13 protein-coding genes are annotated in these 14,169 nt (G+C 70.3%); 7 read left to right on the top strand and 6 right to left on the bottom strand.

The window, feature by feature from the left end; genetic code table 11:
- Nucleotides 1–15 precede the first annotated feature (15 nt).
- Genes QTI51_RS08885 through QTI51_RS08865 form a run of 5 tightly spaced genes read right to left on the bottom strand, consistent with a single transcriptional unit; the run spans nucleotide 16 to nucleotide 5,610 of the window.
- The gene (locus QTI51_RS08885) at nucleotides 16–1,689 is read right to left on the bottom strand and encodes an ABC transporter ATP-binding protein (RefSeq protein WP_116907652.1); all 1,674 of its coding nucleotides are present in this window, start codon (nucleotides 1,687–1,689) and stop codon (nucleotides 16–18) included.
- Nucleotides 1,686–2,513 (bottom strand): ABC transporter permease, encoded by an 828-nt coding sequence (locus QTI51_RS08880; RefSeq protein WP_116907870.1) that lies wholly within the window; start codon nucleotides 2,511–2,513, stop codon nucleotides 1,686–1,688. Before QTI51_RS08880 ends, QTI51_RS08885 begins: the two co-directional genes overlap by 4 nt.
- A gap of 5 nt (nucleotides 2,514–2,518) precedes the next feature.
- Entirely contained in the window at nucleotides 2,519–3,463 is a 945-nt protein-coding gene (locus QTI51_RS08875) for an ABC transporter permease (RefSeq protein ID WP_116907653.1), read from the bottom strand.
- Between the two features lie 51 nt (nucleotides 3,464–3,514).
- Complete coding sequence (locus tag QTI51_RS08870) at nucleotides 3,515–4,447, bottom strand: alpha/beta hydrolase family protein (protein WP_286515950.1); 933 nt, start codon at nucleotides 4,445–4,447, stop codon at nucleotides 3,515–3,517.
- A gap of 11 nt (nucleotides 4,448–4,458) precedes the next feature.
- On the bottom strand, nucleotides 4,459–5,610 hold the full coding sequence (locus QTI51_RS08865; RefSeq protein WP_116907654.1) for a C45 family autoproteolytic acyltransferase/hydrolase: 1,152 nt from the start codon (nucleotides 5,608–5,610) through the stop codon (nucleotides 4,459–4,461).
- A 186-nt stretch (nucleotides 5,611–5,796) separates the two neighbouring features.
- Here QTI51_RS08865 and QTI51_RS08860 point away from each other — a divergent pair, with 186 nt between their 5' ends.
- The 6 genes from QTI51_RS08860 to bioD all read left to right on the top strand — a co-directional run bounded on the left by QTI51_RS08860 (nucleotide 5,797) and on the right by bioD (nucleotide 11,850).
- A complete protein-coding gene (locus QTI51_RS08860; RefSeq protein WP_116907655.1) occupies nucleotides 5,797–6,690 on the top strand; it encodes a LysR substrate-binding domain-containing protein in 894 nt (297 codons plus the stop codon).
- Between the two features lie 165 nt (nucleotides 6,691–6,855).
- On the top strand, nucleotides 6,856–7,167 hold the full coding sequence (locus QTI51_RS08855) for a plasmid stabilization protein (protein ID WP_116907656.1): 312 nt from the start codon (nucleotides 6,856–6,858) through the stop codon (nucleotides 7,165–7,167).
- A 47-nt stretch (nucleotides 7,168–7,214) separates the two neighbouring features.
- On the top strand, nucleotides 7,215–8,087 hold the full coding sequence (locus QTI51_RS08850) for an NmrA family NAD(P)-binding protein (RefSeq protein WP_116907657.1): 873 nt from the start codon (nucleotides 7,215–7,217) through the stop codon (nucleotides 8,085–8,087).
- Nucleotides 8,088–8,406: 319 nt separating this feature from the next.
- A complete protein-coding gene (gene bioA, locus QTI51_RS08845; protein WP_116907658.1) occupies nucleotides 8,407–9,822 on the top strand; it encodes an adenosylmethionine--8-amino-7-oxononanoate transaminase in 1,416 nt (471 codons plus the stop codon).
- A complete protein-coding gene (gene bioF, locus QTI51_RS08840; protein ID WP_116907659.1) occupies nucleotides 9,806–11,071 on the top strand; it encodes an 8-amino-7-oxononanoate synthase in 1,266 nt (421 codons plus the stop codon). Before bioA ends, bioF begins: the two co-directional genes overlap by 17 nt.
- Entirely contained in the window at nucleotides 11,068–11,850 is a 783-nt protein-coding gene (bioD, locus tag QTI51_RS08835; RefSeq protein WP_116907660.1) for a dethiobiotin synthase, read from the top strand. The genes bioF and bioD overlap by 4 nt, the downstream gene beginning before the upstream one ends.
- On the opposite strand, the gene QTI51_RS08830 is transcribed toward bioD, so the two are convergent.
- Nucleotides 11,833–12,885: an aldo/keto reductase gene (locus QTI51_RS08830; RefSeq protein ID WP_286515951.1), complete on the bottom strand. Its 1,053-nt coding sequence runs from the start codon at nucleotides 12,883–12,885 to the stop codon at nucleotides 11,833–11,835. The two genes, bioD and QTI51_RS08830, sit on opposite strands and share 18 nt — an antisense overlap.
- A 239-nt stretch (nucleotides 12,886–13,124) precedes the next feature.
- Here QTI51_RS08830 and QTI51_RS08825 point away from each other — a divergent pair, with 239 nt between their 5' ends.
- Nucleotides 13,125–14,117 (top strand): AraC family transcriptional regulator, encoded by a 993-nt coding sequence (locus QTI51_RS08825; protein WP_116907872.1) that lies wholly within the window; start codon nucleotides 13,125–13,127, stop codon nucleotides 14,115–14,117.
- Nucleotides 14,118–14,169: the final 52 nt, after the last annotated feature.

Raw genomic sequence — 14,169 nt, 5'->3', positions numbered from 1 at the left:
TCAAAGACAAAGAAATCAGGCGAAGGCCGGCACCGGCGTTTCGGCCCCGAAGCGCCAGCGCAGCCGCACGCCACCGGCGGGCGTGGGCTCCAGCGCCGGAATGGCGGACAGCAGCTTGCGCGTGTAGTCCTGCTGCGGCGCGTCGAACACCGCGTCGCGCGGGCCTTGCTCGACGATGCGGCCGTCCTGCATCACGATCACGCGGTCGGCCACCTGCTCGACCACGCCCAGGTCGTGGCTGATGAACAGGCACGAGAAGCCGTGGCGCTTCTGCAGCTCGGCGAACAGCTCGAGCACCTGCGCGCGCACGGTCACATCGAGCGCGGACACCGGCTCGTCGGCGATCACGAAAGCGGGGCGGCGCACGATGGCGCGCGCAATGGCCACGCGCTGGCGCTGGCCGCCGGACAGCTCGTGCGCGTAGCGCGGCGCATAGGCGGTGCCCAGGCCCACCTCGTCGAGCACCTCGGCCACGCGCCGGGCCTTGTCGGGCGACGACATGCCCTTCACCAGCCGCAGGCCTTCGCCCACCAGCTGGCCGATGGTCATGCGCGGATCGAGCGAGGCGTACGGGTCCTGGAACACCATCTGGCACTGCAGCCGGTAGTCTTCCCAGCCCGCGTCCGAACGCAGGATGGGCCGGCCGCGGAACAGGATGTCGCCTTCGCTCGGCTTGATCAGGCCCGCGATGGTGCGGCCCAGCGTGGTCTTGCCCGAGCCCGAGCCGCCCACCACCGCCACCACCTCGCGCGGGCGCACCACCAGGTCGATGCCGTGCAGCGCGCGCTTGGGCACGGCCTTGGCGAACAGGCGGCGGTGGCCGGCGTAGTCGACCACCAGGTTGCGCACCTCGACCACGGGCGCCTCGTCGGGCACCTGGCGCGCGGGCATGCGGCGCGGCATGGCCTGCAGCAGCTCGCGGGTGTAGTCGTGCTTCGGGCGCTCGAGCATCTCGTCGGTGCGGCCGGTTTCCTTCACCTCGCCGTGGCGCATGACGACCATGCGCTGGGTGAAGCGCGCGACCATGGGCAGGTCGTGGCTGATCATGAGCACGGCCGTGCGGTGCTCGCGCGTGAGGCCGACCATCAGCTCCAGCACGTCGCGCTGCACCACGGCGTCGAGCGCGGTGGTGGGCTCGTCGGCGATCAGCAGCGCGGGCTCCAGCAGCATCACCGAGGCCAGCATCATCCGTTGCCGCATGCCGCCCGAGAACTCGTGCGGCCAGGCCGCGAGCGCGCCCTTGGGGTCGCGGATGCCCACGCGCGCCAGCATGTCGAGAATGCGCGCCTCGCGCGCGGCCGCGCCCAGGTCGCGCCGGTGCAGCGCCAGCGCCTCGCCCAGCTGCTTGCCGATGGTCATCGACGGGTTCAGCGAGGTCATGGGCTCCTGGAACACCATGCCCACGCGCGCGCCGCGCAGCTCGCGCAGCCGCGCCGGCTTGGCCAGCGCCAGGTCTTCGCCCTCGAACAGGATGCGGCCCGCCGTGCGCACCAGCGGCGGCGGCGTGAGGCCCATGAGGGCGCGCGCGGCCTGCGTCTTGCCGCTGCCCGATTCGCCGACGATGCCGACCATCTCGCCCGGCGCGATGTCGAAGGACACGTTGCGCACGATCTCGCGGCCGCCGTGGCCGACAGCCAGCGTCAGGCCTTCCACGCTGACCAGCGGGCCGTGGGTTGTGGTGGTGGTCATTGCACGCCCTTCATGCGCGGGTCGAGCCAGTCGCGCACCGCGTCGCCCAGCAGGTTGATGCCCAGCAGCGTCAGCGCGATGCACAGGCCCGGAAGAATCGAGAGGTAGCTGGCCTGCGCCATGAACGGGCGGGCCGAGGCCAGCATGTTGCCCCAGGTGGGCGCCGGCGGCGGCACGCCCAGGCCCAGGAACGACAGCGCGCTCTCGGCCAATATCACCCAGCCGAACATCGAGGTGGCCAGCACCGTGAGCGGCGCGGTGCAGTTGGGCAGCACGTGGCGCACCATGGTGTACAGCTCGGAGTTGCCCAGCACGCGGGACGACTCGATGAACTCCTTTTCGCGCAGCGACAGCACCGTGCCGCGCACGATGCGCGTCACCGAGGGCGTGTAGGCCAGCCCCAGCGCCAGCACGATGCCGTACTGGTTCGCGCCCACCACCGCCAGCAGGCCCAGCGCCAGCAGCAGGCCGGGAAAGGCCAGCAGCGCGTTGTTGAAGGCCATCACGATGCGGTCGGTCCAGCCGCGCAGGAAGCCCGTGAGCACGCCCACGATGCTGCCCACCACGATCGAGAAGCCCACCGTCAGCACGCCGATCCACACGCTGGTGGCGGCGCCGGCCATGAGCCGCGAGAGCTCGTCGCGGCCGAACTCGTCGGTGCCCAGCAGGTAGGCGCCGCCGGGCAGCTTCAGGCGCGATCCGAAGTTGATGCGCAGCGGGTCGTGCGGCGTCCACACCAGGCTCAGCAGCGCGGCGCCCACGATGAGGGCGACCACGACGATGCCCACCAGGGCGTTCAGGGGAATGCGTTTCTTGCGTTTCATCGTGCTCATTCGACGGCGACGCGGGGGTCGAAGAAGGGATAGCAAAGGTCGATGACGAGGTTCACCACCACGTAGATCACCGCCACGAACAGCAGGCAGCCCTGGATCACCGGGTAGTCGCGCGCGAAGATCGCGTCGACCAGCAGCCGGCCCAAGCCCGGAATGGTGAACACCGTTTCCACCACCGCGATGCCGCCCAGCAGGTTGCCCAGCACCAGGCCGATGAGCGTCCAGGTCGGGCCGAAGGCGTTCTTGAAGGCGTGGCGCATGAGCACCGCGCGCTCCGACAGGCCCTTGGCGCGCGCATGCGTGATGTAGTCCAGCCGCAGCACCTCCAGCGTGCTGGCGCGCGCCATGCGCATGAGCACCCCGATCTCGTGCAGGAACAGCGTGAGCACCGGCAGCACCAGGTACAGCAGGCCGTTCTTCCAGTCTTCGGCGATGCCCACGTAGCCCACCACCGGCAGCCAGCCCAGCTTCAGCCCGAACAGCAGCAGCAACAGCAGCCCGAGCCAGAAGGTCGGAATGGACACCAGCAGCGTGGCCGAGCCGACCAGCAGCAGGTCGGGCGCGCGGTTCTGCTTCCACGCGGCGACCATGCCCGCGGGCACCGCCACCATGGCGGCCAGCGCCACGGCCAGCAGCACGATGCGACCGCTGATGAGAAAGCGGTCGGTCACCAGCGAGAGCACGTCCTGCCCGCTGTTGATGGAGGTGCCCAGGTCGCCCTGCAGCACATGGCCGAACCAGATGCCGAACTGCGCCGGCAGCGAGCGGTCCAGGCCCAGGCGCGTGCGCAGGTCGGCCAGGCTGGCGGGCGTGGCGAGGTCGCCCAGCAGCAACTGGGCCGGGTCGCCGGGAATCAGCCGTATCAGCACGAACACCGACACCGCCACGATGAGCAGTGTGGGAATCGCCATCGCGATGCGGGCGGCTGCGAAACGGAACATGGGCCTTTTTCCTTGTCGAAGCGAAAGGGTTGCGAACGGAGCGCCGGACGCTCAGGCCGACGACGACACGGCGCGCGGCTCGCGCAGCGCATACAGCGCGTCGGCCAGGAAGTCTTGCACGCGGCCCACGCAGGCCAGGCCGTTGTGCGGCACGTTGTCCAGCAGGTCGAAGCGCACCGCCACGCCCGCCGCCTCGAAGGAGCGGCGCAGCGTGTCCAGCCGCTCGGGCCGGGTCTTGCCCGCGTCGTTGGCGCCGGGCATGTAGTACTTGCCGCCTTCGCGGTGGGTGATTTCCCAGGTCTCGATGTCGGCCTTGCCGGCAATCATCTGCACCGGCACGTGGCGCAGCGCGTCCAGGTCGATGGGCTTGCCGAAGCGCGCCTCGAAGTCCCTGGTGCCCACCCACCAGCCCTGCGTCGGGTCGAGCTGCGTCACCGAGCCCGGCGCGCCGATGGACACCGCCCACAGGCGCTCGGGGTGCAGCATGGCGAAGCGGTTGGCGAACTGGCCGCCGCCCGAGTAGCCGAAGAGGGCGAAGCGGCTGAAGTCGCAGCCGAACTTCTCGGCCACCTCGGCCACCATGTCCAGCAGGATGCGGTCGTAGTGGATGTCGGCTTCCACCAGGTGCTTGAAGCCGTCGCGGTTGCCGTCGCCGCGCACGCCCGCCGGGAACAGCGGGCACAGCACGATGCAGTCGTTCCACTTGGCGAAGCCGCTGAAGGCCTCGCGGTAGTTGACGAAGGCGCGGCCCGTGCCGTGCATGACCACCACCAGCTGCATGGGGCGCGCGCCCGGCTTGCCGATGTGGTGCGGCACGTAGGTGCAGTACGAGAAGCGCGGGTCGGTGCGCGAGGCGTAGACGGTGCTCGGGCCCAGGTCGTAGATGGCGCGGGCGCGCTGGTCGGCCAGCGCGGTGGTGGCTTCGCTGGAAGCGTTTGCGGGAACGTTCGAGGAAGTGGCTGCGGGGGTGTTTGCTTGTGTCATGGCGGCGCGGCTCAGAGCGTGTATTCCTGGAAGTTGCGGGCCTCGTAGGGCTTGCGGGCGACCCACATCACGCGGTTGGCCGCGTCCATGAGGGTGGTGGCCACCGTGGCCGAGATGCTGCTGAAGTCGGCCGGCTTCGGGGTGCGCAGCACGCCGTCGGGCTTGCCGAACTCGTCGGCCAGCGCGGCCTTCACGTGGGTCCAGTCGATGCGGCCTTCGGGTTGCGAGATGACGCGGCCCAGCGCGTTTTCCACGCGGTGCTGGCGGTAGATGCTGTCGGGGCGCTGCGGCAGGCCGGGGTCGCGCAGCTTGATGACGGCCGAGGGCGACATCCAGTGGTTGGCGTGCACCAGCAGGTCGTTTTCGGGCAGCGTCCAGAAGATCTCGCCCGGCGAGGTTTCCAGGCTGATGCCCGAGCCGTCGTTGCCCGTGGCCTGCGCCAGGATCATGTTGTTGGCGCAGTAGCGCTTCGAGGCCCAGATGGTCTTCATCGCCTGCGCGAGGTTGGCGGCCTCCAGCACGCGGCGGCGCAGCAGCACCAGCGGCACGCCGGCACCGTGCTGGAAGTCTTCGTGGCAGGTCAGCGAATTGCCGGTGAGCGACACGCCGTGGCTGTTGAAGCCGTGGCGCGCCAGCGCGCCGGCCTCGGTGAAGGTGAGCATGTCGGGCCCGAGCGCGTTGCGGATGCGCAGCACGATGCCGGTGTCCACGCATTCCTGGCGCCAGTCCCAGTTGTGGGCGTGCATGAGCCGGCCGGTGGCCGAGCGCGCGGGCAGCACCAGCAGGCCGGTGCAGTCGCCGTCTTCGGAAGAGGGCGAGGGCGAGTCTGCCGCGGGTTCGGCTGCGCGCTTCATGTCCGCGTAGCCGAAGAGCATCTCGGTGCGGCAATTGATCATCACGATGTCTTCGAGCGGCACGCCCGCGCCTTCGGCGATGCCGCGCATCTCCTCGAGGTAGCTGGCGTCGTACGCCTCGATGAGCGGCACCATCGACTGCGCCAGGCGGCGGATGGTGGCGTCGTCCAGGCCGCGGCGGCCGAGCTGGGCGCGGTACAGCGCCACGCCGCCGGCCACGCGCTCGGGCACGGCGCGGCCATGCTGCACGCCGCGGGCGTGGGGCGTGCCGGAAACATCGACGAGGGGAAAGTACTGAGGGGTGGTCATGGCAGTGGAGGGCGGTGGAGGTCTTGTCATCTGCCTGCCGTCTGGAGGCGCTAAGGCAGTGACCATGGCCCGCATTGTTTGGGAAGCACAGGAAAAAATAAATTTAAAAATTATTTAGAATTAATAAAGAAAAACTTTCCCTTCCGTCGGTCTGCGACCCGTCGCCGCCCCTCGGGCACGCCCGCCATGAGCACCATCCGCTTCCTCCGCACCTTCGTGGCCGCCGCCCGCGGCGGCTCCTTCGCCGCGGCGGCCGACCAGGTCGCGCTCACGCAGGCGGCCGTGGGCCAGCAGATGCGCGCCCTCGAAGGGGAAATGAACAAGACCCTGTTCGACAAGACCGGCCGCACCATGGTGCTGAGCCCCGCCGGCCACCTGCTGCTGCCGCGCGCGGAGGAGCTGCTGGCGCAGTACGAGTCGATGCGGCGCGACCTGCAGGACCAGCGTCAGATCGCCGGCACCATCAAGCTCGGCTCGCTCATCTCAGCCATGGGGCTGCTGTCGAGCACGCTGGCGCAGCTGAAGTCGCTGCACCCGAACCTGGAGGTGGAGCTGCGCGTGCGCGAGCAGACGCAGCTGATGCAGGACGTGGTGAGCGGCGAGCTCGACGCGGCCGTGGTCGTCGAGCGGCAGTGGCCCGAGGTGCCCGGGCTGCTGTGGACGCCGTGCTACGACGAGTCGCTGACCGTCATCGCCAATTCGGGCATCGCGTCACCCGACACCTCCATTGCGCACCTGTTCGCCACGCACCCCTTCATTCGCTTCGACCGCCGCACGCCGACCGGCGCGCGCATCGACCGCCACCTGCGCCGCATGCAGCTGGTGCCGCGCGAATTCCTGGAGCTGAATTCGCTGCTGGCCATCGCCGAGCTGGTGCGCAAGAACGTGGGCTTCACCATGGCGCCGCTGCTGAAGAACTTCGACTGGGAAAGCGACCCCGCGCTGTGCGTGCTGCAGCTGCCGGGCCGGCCGGTGGCGCGGCGCCTGGGCATGCTGGAGAGTGGGCGGCGCAGCCACATCACGGGCGTGGTGCGCGAGGAAATGCTGGCGCACCTGCGGCGGATGAAGCAGAGCGGCTGACCCGCCCTTGCCAACGAGCGCCGCCACGGCCGGTTTCGCCGGCCACGCCAGACAAGGCTGACGCGCGCCGCGTGCGTCTTCTTACCCAACGCGGACGCGTCTTGCCCAGCATGGAGCCATCTCAACGCGCACAGTGACAGTGCGACAACGCGAAGGAGCCATGCCATGCCAAGAGGCGACAAGTCGTCCTACACGGACAAGCAGAAACGCGAGGCCCAGCACATCGAGAAGGGCTACGAACAGCGCGGCGTCGGCAAGGCGGAAGCCGAAAGGCGCGCCTGGGCCACGGTGAATGCCGAGACCGGCGGCGGCAAGAAGAGCGGCTCCGGTCGGGGCAAGGCCGAGAACCACGCGCCAGCGCGCAAGGGCGGCCACCTGGGCGGCGCCGCTGCCGCGAACCGCACGGCGGCGGAACGGTCAGCGTCCGCGAAGAAGGCCGCGGCCACGCGCAAGCGCAACGCAGAGAAGCGCGGCTGAAGCGTTCGAACCGAACCGAACTGAACCGAGGAAGCGGAGGAAAGCTCATGCACATCGTTCTAGGCGCCACCGGCCACGTCGGCTCGGCTCTGGCGCAGGCGCTGCTCGCGCACAACGAGCCCGTGACCGTGGTCACCCGCGACGCGCACAAGACGCAGGCACTGCAGACCAAGGGCGCGCGCGTGGCGGTGGTCGATGTGCTCGACACCGCCGCGCTGCACCGCGTGTTCCTGGGCGGCACGCGCGTCTTCGTGCTCAACCCGCCAGCGCCGCCGTCCACCGACACCGTGGCCGAGGAGCGCAAGACGCTGCATGCCATCGTCGCGGCGCTGGAAGGCTGCAAGCTGGAGAAGATCGTCGGCGAGTCGACCTACGGCGCGCAACCCGATGTCTCCGGCCAGGGGGTGGGCGATTCGAGCGTGCTCTACGAAATGGAGCAGGCGCTGCAAGCCGGCCCCGTGCCGTTCAGCGCCATTCGCGCGGCCTACTACATGAGCAACTGGGACGCCTCGCTGAAAACCGCGCGCGAAGACGGCACGGTGCACAGCCTGTACCCGGCCGACTTCGTCCTGCCGATGGTGGCGCCGCACGACCTCGGGCAGTTCGCCGCGAAGCTGATGCTGGGGTCGCCCGCGCCGTCGGGGCCGCACTTTGTCGAAGGGCCGCAGCGCTACATGCCCGCCGACGTGGCGCAGGCCTTCGCCGAGGCGCTGGGACGGCCGGTCGCCGTCGAGGTGACGCCGCCCGAGCAGTGGGAGCAGGCATTCAAGGCGCAAGGCTTTTCCGATGCGGCGGCCCGGTCGTACGCGGCCATGACGCGCGCCACGCTGGACCATTGCGAGCGGCCCGACCAGCCGGAGCGCGGCGTGGTGTCGCTGCGCGAATACATCACGGCGCTGGTGAAGAAGAGCAGCGCCTGAACCGTCGGTCGCGCGCTCGCGGCGCATGGGTTGAAACCGGCCACCGCGCGTGTCTGAAAACCGCAGACCGCGCAACCAAGTCGTGCCAACCGGACATTCGTGACCAGTTTCTGGCGCCAGCCAGACAACTTGCGTTTTCCCGCCACGGCCGGCTGAAGCGAGGAACTCGGCTTGTTCAGCGACCTTGCATCGAACACGCACGCAACACTGGCGAACGCCGCCGAACCAGCCGTCATTCCGCCCTGGTTTTAGGCGTTTGCCGCGCCCCGGATGCGCCGATACGATCCCGCGCCTTGCCCCTGAAAAAAGGACTGCACGGGTGCCCTCGACGACCGCTTTCTCCCCAGATTCCCATGCTTCGCCCGCCTCGAACGCCGGCTGGCAGCAACGCAGCCGGCGCCACGTCTGGCACCCCTGCACGCAGAGCATCCGCCTAGAGGCCGTGCCGCCCCTGCCCATCGCGCGGGGCGAGGGCGTGTGGCTGTTCGATGCCGAAGGCCGGCGCTACCTGGACGCCACCAGCTCGTGGTGGGTCAACCTGTTCGGCCACGCGCACCCGGCGCTCAATGCCGCGCTGAAAGACCAGCTCGACCGTTTCTCGCACGTGATGCTCGCGGGCTGCACGCATGCGCCGGCCGTGGAACTGGCCGAGCGGCTGTCCGCGCTCACCGGCCATGCGCTGGGCCATTGCTTCTATGCGTCCGACGGCGCATCGGCCGTGGAAATCGCGCTGAAGATGAGCTTCCACGCATGGCGCAACGCGGGCCGCGGCGGCAAGCAGCGCTTCGTCGCGCTCAAGCAGAGCTACCACGGCGAAACGCTCGGCGCGCTGCACGTGACCGACGTGCCCGTGTTCCGCGACGCGTACGCGCCCCTGCTGGCGCAGGCGCACCTCGTGGCCTCGCCGGATGCGCGCCATGCAGGCGAAGGCGAAGACGCGGCCGCCGTCGCGCACCGCGCCGCCGACGAACTCGAAGCGCTGCTGGCCGAGCAGCACGACAGCATCGCCGCCGTCATCGTCGAGCCGCTGGTGCAGTGCGCCACCGGCATGGCCATGCACGACCCGGCCTACCTGCGCCGGGTGCGCGCGCTGTGCGACCGCTTCGGCGTGCACCTGATCGCCGACGAAATCGCCGTGGGCTGCGGGCGCACCGGCACCTTCTTCGCGTGCGAGCAGGCGGGCATCTGGCCCGACTTTCTGTGCCTGTCGAAGGGCATCAGCGGCGGTTACCTGCCGCTGGCGCTGGTGATGACGCGCGACGCCATCTACGACGGCTTCGTCGACGACGACGCGGCGCGCAGCTTTCTGCATTCGCATTCGTACACCGGCAACGCGCTGGCCTGCCGCGCGGCGCTGGCCACGCTGGACCTGTTCGAGCGCGAAGACGCCTTGCGGCGCAACCGCGGCCGTGCGCAGCGCCTGCTGCAGCGGCTGCGCGAAGGGCTGGAAGGCCTGCAGGGGCTCCAGGTCGACCACCTGCGCCAGCGCGGAATGATCACCGCCTTCGACGTGCGCGAACCCGGCGCGCGCTTCGCCGAGCGCTTTCACCTGGCGGCGCGCGCGCACGGCCTGCTGGTGCGGCCCATCGGCGCGACCGTGTACCTGATGCCACCGTATGTGATCGGCGACGGCGAGATCGACCAGCTGGTCGACGGCACGCTGGCCACGCTGAAGTCGGTCATGGCCATGGCCACGGGCGACAACAAGGGAGCCCGCGATGTCGCGCTTGCTTGACCGCCTGCAGGGCGAGATCGCCGCGCTCGACGCGCAATCGCTGCGCCGCCGCCGACACATCGCGGAAACCGCCTGCGCCCCCGAGCAGACGCTGACGCTGGCCGGCACCGCCGCGCCGCGCACCATGCTGTGCTTCAGCAGCAACGACTACCTGGGCCTGGCCGCGCACCCCGCGCTGGCCGAGGCCTGGGCCGAGGGCGCGGCGCTGTACGGCACGGGCAGTGGCGGCTCGCACCTCATCCTCGGCCATTCGCGGGCGCACGCGTTGCTCGAAGACAAGCTCGCGGACTGGATGTCGCCCCACATTCCCGAAGCCCGCAGCCTGTTCTTCTGCACCGGCTACATGGCCAACCTGGCCGTGCTGTCGGCGCTGGGCGGGGCGGACGCGGTGATCTTCTCGGAGTCGCTCAACCACGCCTCGCTGATCGACGGCGCGCGGCTGGCCAAGGCGCGCGTGGAGCGCTACGCGCACTGCGACGTGGCCGCGCTCGACGCGCAGCTCGCCGCCTGCAATGCGCCGGTGAAGCTCATCGTGAGCGACGCGGTCTTCAGCATGGACGGCCACCTCGCGCCCGTGGCCGAGCTGCTCGCGCTGGCCGAGCGGCACGACGCGTGGCTGGTCATCGACGACGCGCACGGCTTCGGCGTGCTCGGGTCCACGGGGCGCGGCGTGCTGCAGGCGCTGGGCCTGCGCTCCGAGCGGCTGGTGCTGGTGGGCACGCTGGGCAAGGCGGCGGGCGTGTCGGGCGCCTTCGTGGCAGCGCACCGCACGGTGATCGACTACCTGGTGCAGCGCGCGCGGCCCTACATCTTCACCACGGCCGCGCCGCCGGCGGTGGCGCATGCGCTGCTGGCGAGCCTGGCATTGATCGAAGGCGAAGAGGGCGCGCGTCGCCGCGCGCGGCTGCAGGCGCGCATCGCGCAGCTGCGGCAGGGCTTGCAGGCGGTGCTGCCCGCGGACGGCAGCGCGTGGCTGGCACCGTCGCCGACGGCCATCCAGCCGCTGGTGCTGGGCGACAACGCACGGGCGATGCGCGTGGCGGCGCGGCTCGACGCGCGCGGCCTGCGCGTGGGCGCCATCCGCCCGCCGACCGTGCCGGCGGGCACGGCGCGGCTGCGCATCGCGCTGTCGGCGAGCCACGGGGAGGCCGATGTGGCGCGGCTGGTCGAAGCCGTGGGTGACGCGTTGGGCGAGTCACTGGGCGAACCGTCGGCCCGTCCGTCGCAAGCCGAACGGGAGGCCGCATGACGCGCCGCCACTGGTTCGTGACCGGCACCGACACCGGCATCGGCAAGACGCTGGTCAGCAGCGCCATGCTGCACCTGCTGGCGGGCTCGGGTCTGCGCGCGGTCGGCATGAAGCCGGTGGCGGCAGGGCTGGACGACATCGATGGGACAGATGGGGCATCGTGCAACGAAGACGTGGAGCGGCTCGACTCCGCCGGCAACGTCGATGCGCCGCTGGCCTTGCGTTGCCCGTACCTGCTGCGCGCCCCCATGTCGCCGCACCTGGCCGCGAAGGAAGAGGGCGTGCGCATCGCACTGCAGCCGATGCTCTCGGCTTACGCCGAACTGGCGGCGCGCGCCGATGCGGTGGTGGTCGAAGGCGTGGGCGGCTTTTGCGTGCCCTTCGGCGACGACCTCGACAGCGCCGACCTGGCCGTGGCGCTGGGCCTGCCCGTGGTGCTGGTGGTCGGGCTGCGGCTGGGCTGCCTCAACCATGCGCTGCTGACGGCCGAGGCCGTGCGCGCGCGCGGGCTGGTGCTGGCGGGCTGGGTGGCCAGCATGGTCGATCCCGCGATGCTCGCGCCGCAGGCCAACCTGCAGACGCTGCGCGCGCGCCTGGGCGCGCCGCTGCTGGGCGTGGTGCCGCACCTGCAGCAGGCCGACGCCGCGCAGGCGGCCCGGCACATCGACCTGCGGGCGTTGCGCGCGACGGCCGCGCACGCCATGCACGCGACGTACGAGGCGTACGAGGTGGCGCGCGCTGGCCACCTCGTCCCGCAGCAATCAGCCGCGCTGGCCTGATTCCGCCAGCCGCTTGGCCCGCGCGCCGCCCTGGCGCTCCAGCATCCAGCCAGGGTATTCGGCGGGCAGGGCGCTCACCTTGTCGAGCGTGGCCAGCTCGTCGCCGGTCAGCTTGATGGCGGTGGCGGCGATGTTGTCGTCGAGCTGCTCGGTGCGCTTGGCGCCGATGATCACGCTGGTCACCACCGGCTGGTGCAGCAGCCAGGCCAGCGCAATCTGCGCCACCGACACCTTGCGCGCGTCGGCCAGCTGGCGCATCACGTCGATGCAGTCGTAGGCGCGCTCCACGTTCACGGGCGGAAAGTCGAAGCTGGCGCGGCGGCTGCCCTTCTCGGCCTCGATGTCGCGGCCGAACTTGCCGCTCAGCAGGCCGCCCGCCAGCGGGCTCCACACCATCAGGCCCACGTTCTCGCTGCGCAGCATGGGCGCCAGCTCGCGCTCCAAGTCGCGCCCGGCGATGGTGTAGTAAGCCTGCAGCGACTCGAAGCGCGCCAGCTTGTCGCGCTCGGCGATGCCCAGCGCCTTGGTGATCTGCCAGGCCGCCCAGTTCGACACGCCCACGTAGCGCACGTGCCCGTGGCGCACCAGGGTGTCCAGCGCGTGCACGGTTTCCTCGATGGGGGTGAGCGGGTCGAAGCCATGGATCTGGTACAGGTCGATGTGGTCGAGCTGCAGCCGCTTCAGGCTGGCCTTCACGCCGTCCATGATGTGAAAACGCGAGGCGCCGGCCGAGTTCAGGCCCTTGCTGCCGGTTTCGCCCAGCACCTTGGTGGCCAGCACGAAGCTGTCGCGCGGGGCCTTCAGGTTCTTCAGCGCCTGCCCGGTGATGACCTCCGACTGGCCCTCGGAGTACACGTCGGCCGTGTCGATGAAGTTGATGCCGGCGTCCATCGCCTTGCCGATCAGCCCCTCGGCCTCGGACTGCTGCAGGTTGCCGATCTGGCCCCAGATGCCGGAGGAGCCGCCGAAGGTCATGGTGCCCAGGCACAGTTCGGAGACCAGGAGGCCGGTGCGGCCGAATTTGCGGTATTGCATGGAGAGGTTCCTTTGCGTTGGATGGCGTGCGGAGCGCGAACTGGGCCCCGGCAGCCTGAAAAGTATCCCGCCGCGGGCTGCCGGGCGGCGCGCGCGTTCCTGCAAAGCTTTTGCCCAATTCTCCAGACCTCCGCCGCGCGGCGTGCCAAACCGGGGGAGCGGCGCTAAGCTGCAAACCGCTCATTCCTCCAGGGGTGGCCGCTGCCTGGCTGCCCCACCATCGTGACAAGGCCATGAACATGTCCGACGAAAACCCAGAAATCGCAGCAGTCATTGCCCAGCCCATGCCGCTGGACGCCGAGCTCGACGAAGCCCGCAAGGAGCTGGTGGCGCTCATCGAGCGCATCACGCGCGGGCAGGACGGCACCGTCATCACCGCCGTGCCCGGCCTGCAGGTGTTCTGCATCAGCAAGCCCGACGGCCCCAAGCACGCCTTCGCCACGCCGGCGCTGGGCCTCATCGCGCAGGGCTCCAAGCGCATCATCGTGGGCGACGACATCTACGTGTACGACCCCATGCACTACCTGGTGACCTCGGTCGACCTGCCGGTGTGCGGCCAGGTGTGCGTCACCAGCGAGAACGAGCCCTACCTGGGCGTGCGGCTGGAGCTGGCCGTGGACGAGATCGGCGAGCTCATCGGCGACGAGAAGCTGCCCGCCAAGGCCAACGCGCCCGCCTCGCGCGGCATGTACGTCAACCGCATCGCCATGCCCGTGCTGGAGCCGGTGCTGCGCCTGCTGCGGCTGCTCGACACGCCGGAAGACGTGCCCATCGTCGCGCCGCTCATCAAGCGCGAAATCCTGTACCGCCTGCTGGTCAACGGCGAGGGCGCGCGGCTGCGGCAGATCGCGCTGCAAGACAGCCACACGCAGCGCATCACCAAGGCCATCAGCGCGCTGCGGGTGAACTACGCGCAGTCGCTGCGGGTGGAGGACATGGCGCGCGCGGTGCACATGAGCGTGTCGTCGTTCCACCACCACTTCAAGGCGGTGACGGCCATGAGCCCGCTGCAGTACCAGAAGCAGCTGCGCCTGCAGGAGGCGCGCCGCCAGATGCTGCTCACGGGCGCCGACGTGGCCTCGGCCGCGCACAGCGTGGGCTACGAAAGCCCCTCGCAGTTCGCGCGGGAGTACGGGCGCATGTTCGGCGCGCCGCCGCTGCGCGACAAGCGGCGCTGGCTGGGCGAGGCGGGCAACGACGCGCTGGGCGCGGCGTCGATGGAAGCGGCCTAGCAGCCAGGCTGAGCCCTTCTGAAGTGCGCGCGCGTCCTGCAAGGGGTCGCGC

Source organism: Variovorax sp. J22G73 (assembly GCF_030317035.1).
Taxonomy (GTDB): Bacteria; Pseudomonadota; Gammaproteobacteria; order Burkholderiales; family Burkholderiaceae_C; genus Variovorax.
Note: the sequence above shows the minus strand (reverse complement) of the source record. Positions and strands in the feature narration are given on the sequence as shown.

Bases quoted from the DNA above. Each gene is read 5' to 3' on its own strand.
- QTI51_RS08850 (WP_116907657.1), top strand. From the start codon at position 7,215: ATGCACATCGTTCTAGGCGCCACCGGCCACGTCGGCTCGGCTCTGGCG.
- QTI51_RS08885 (WP_116907652.1), bottom strand. From the start codon at position 1,689: ATGACCACCACCACAACCCACGGCCCGCTGGTCAGCGTGGAAGGCCTG.
- QTI51_RS08830 (WP_286515951.1), bottom strand. From the start codon at position 12,885: ATGCAATACCGCAAATTCGGCCGCACCGGCCTCCTGGTCTCCGAACTG.
- QTI51_RS08870 (WP_286515950.1), bottom strand. From the start codon at position 4,447: ATGACACAAGCAAACACCCCCGCAGCCACTTCCTCGAACGTTCCCGCA.
- QTI51_RS08825 (WP_116907872.1), top strand. From the start codon at position 13,125: ATGTCCGACGAAAACCCAGAAATCGCAGCAGTCATTGCCCAGCCCATG.
- QTI51_RS08875 (WP_116907653.1), bottom strand. From the start codon at position 3,463: ATGTTCCGTTTCGCAGCCGCCCGCATCGCGATGGCGATTCCCACACTG.
- QTI51_RS08855 (WP_116907656.1), top strand. From the start codon at position 6,856: ATGCCAAGAGGCGACAAGTCGTCCTACACGGACAAGCAGAAACGCGAG.
- bioD (WP_116907660.1), top strand. From the start codon at position 11,068: ATGACGCGCCGCCACTGGTTCGTGACCGGCACCGACACCGGCATCGGC.
- QTI51_RS08860 (WP_116907655.1), top strand. From the start codon at position 5,797: ATGAGCACCATCCGCTTCCTCCGCACCTTCGTGGCCGCCGCCCGCGGC.
- QTI51_RS08880 (WP_116907870.1), bottom strand. From the start codon at position 2,513: ATGAAACGCAAGAAACGCATTCCCCTGAACGCCCTGGTGGGCATCGTC.
- QTI51_RS08865 (WP_116907654.1), bottom strand. From the start codon at position 5,610: ATGACCACCCCTCAGTACTTTCCCCTCGTCGATGTTTCCGGCACGCCC.
- bioF (WP_116907659.1), top strand. From the start codon at position 9,806: ATGTCGCGCTTGCTTGACCGCCTGCAGGGCGAGATCGCCGCGCTCGAC.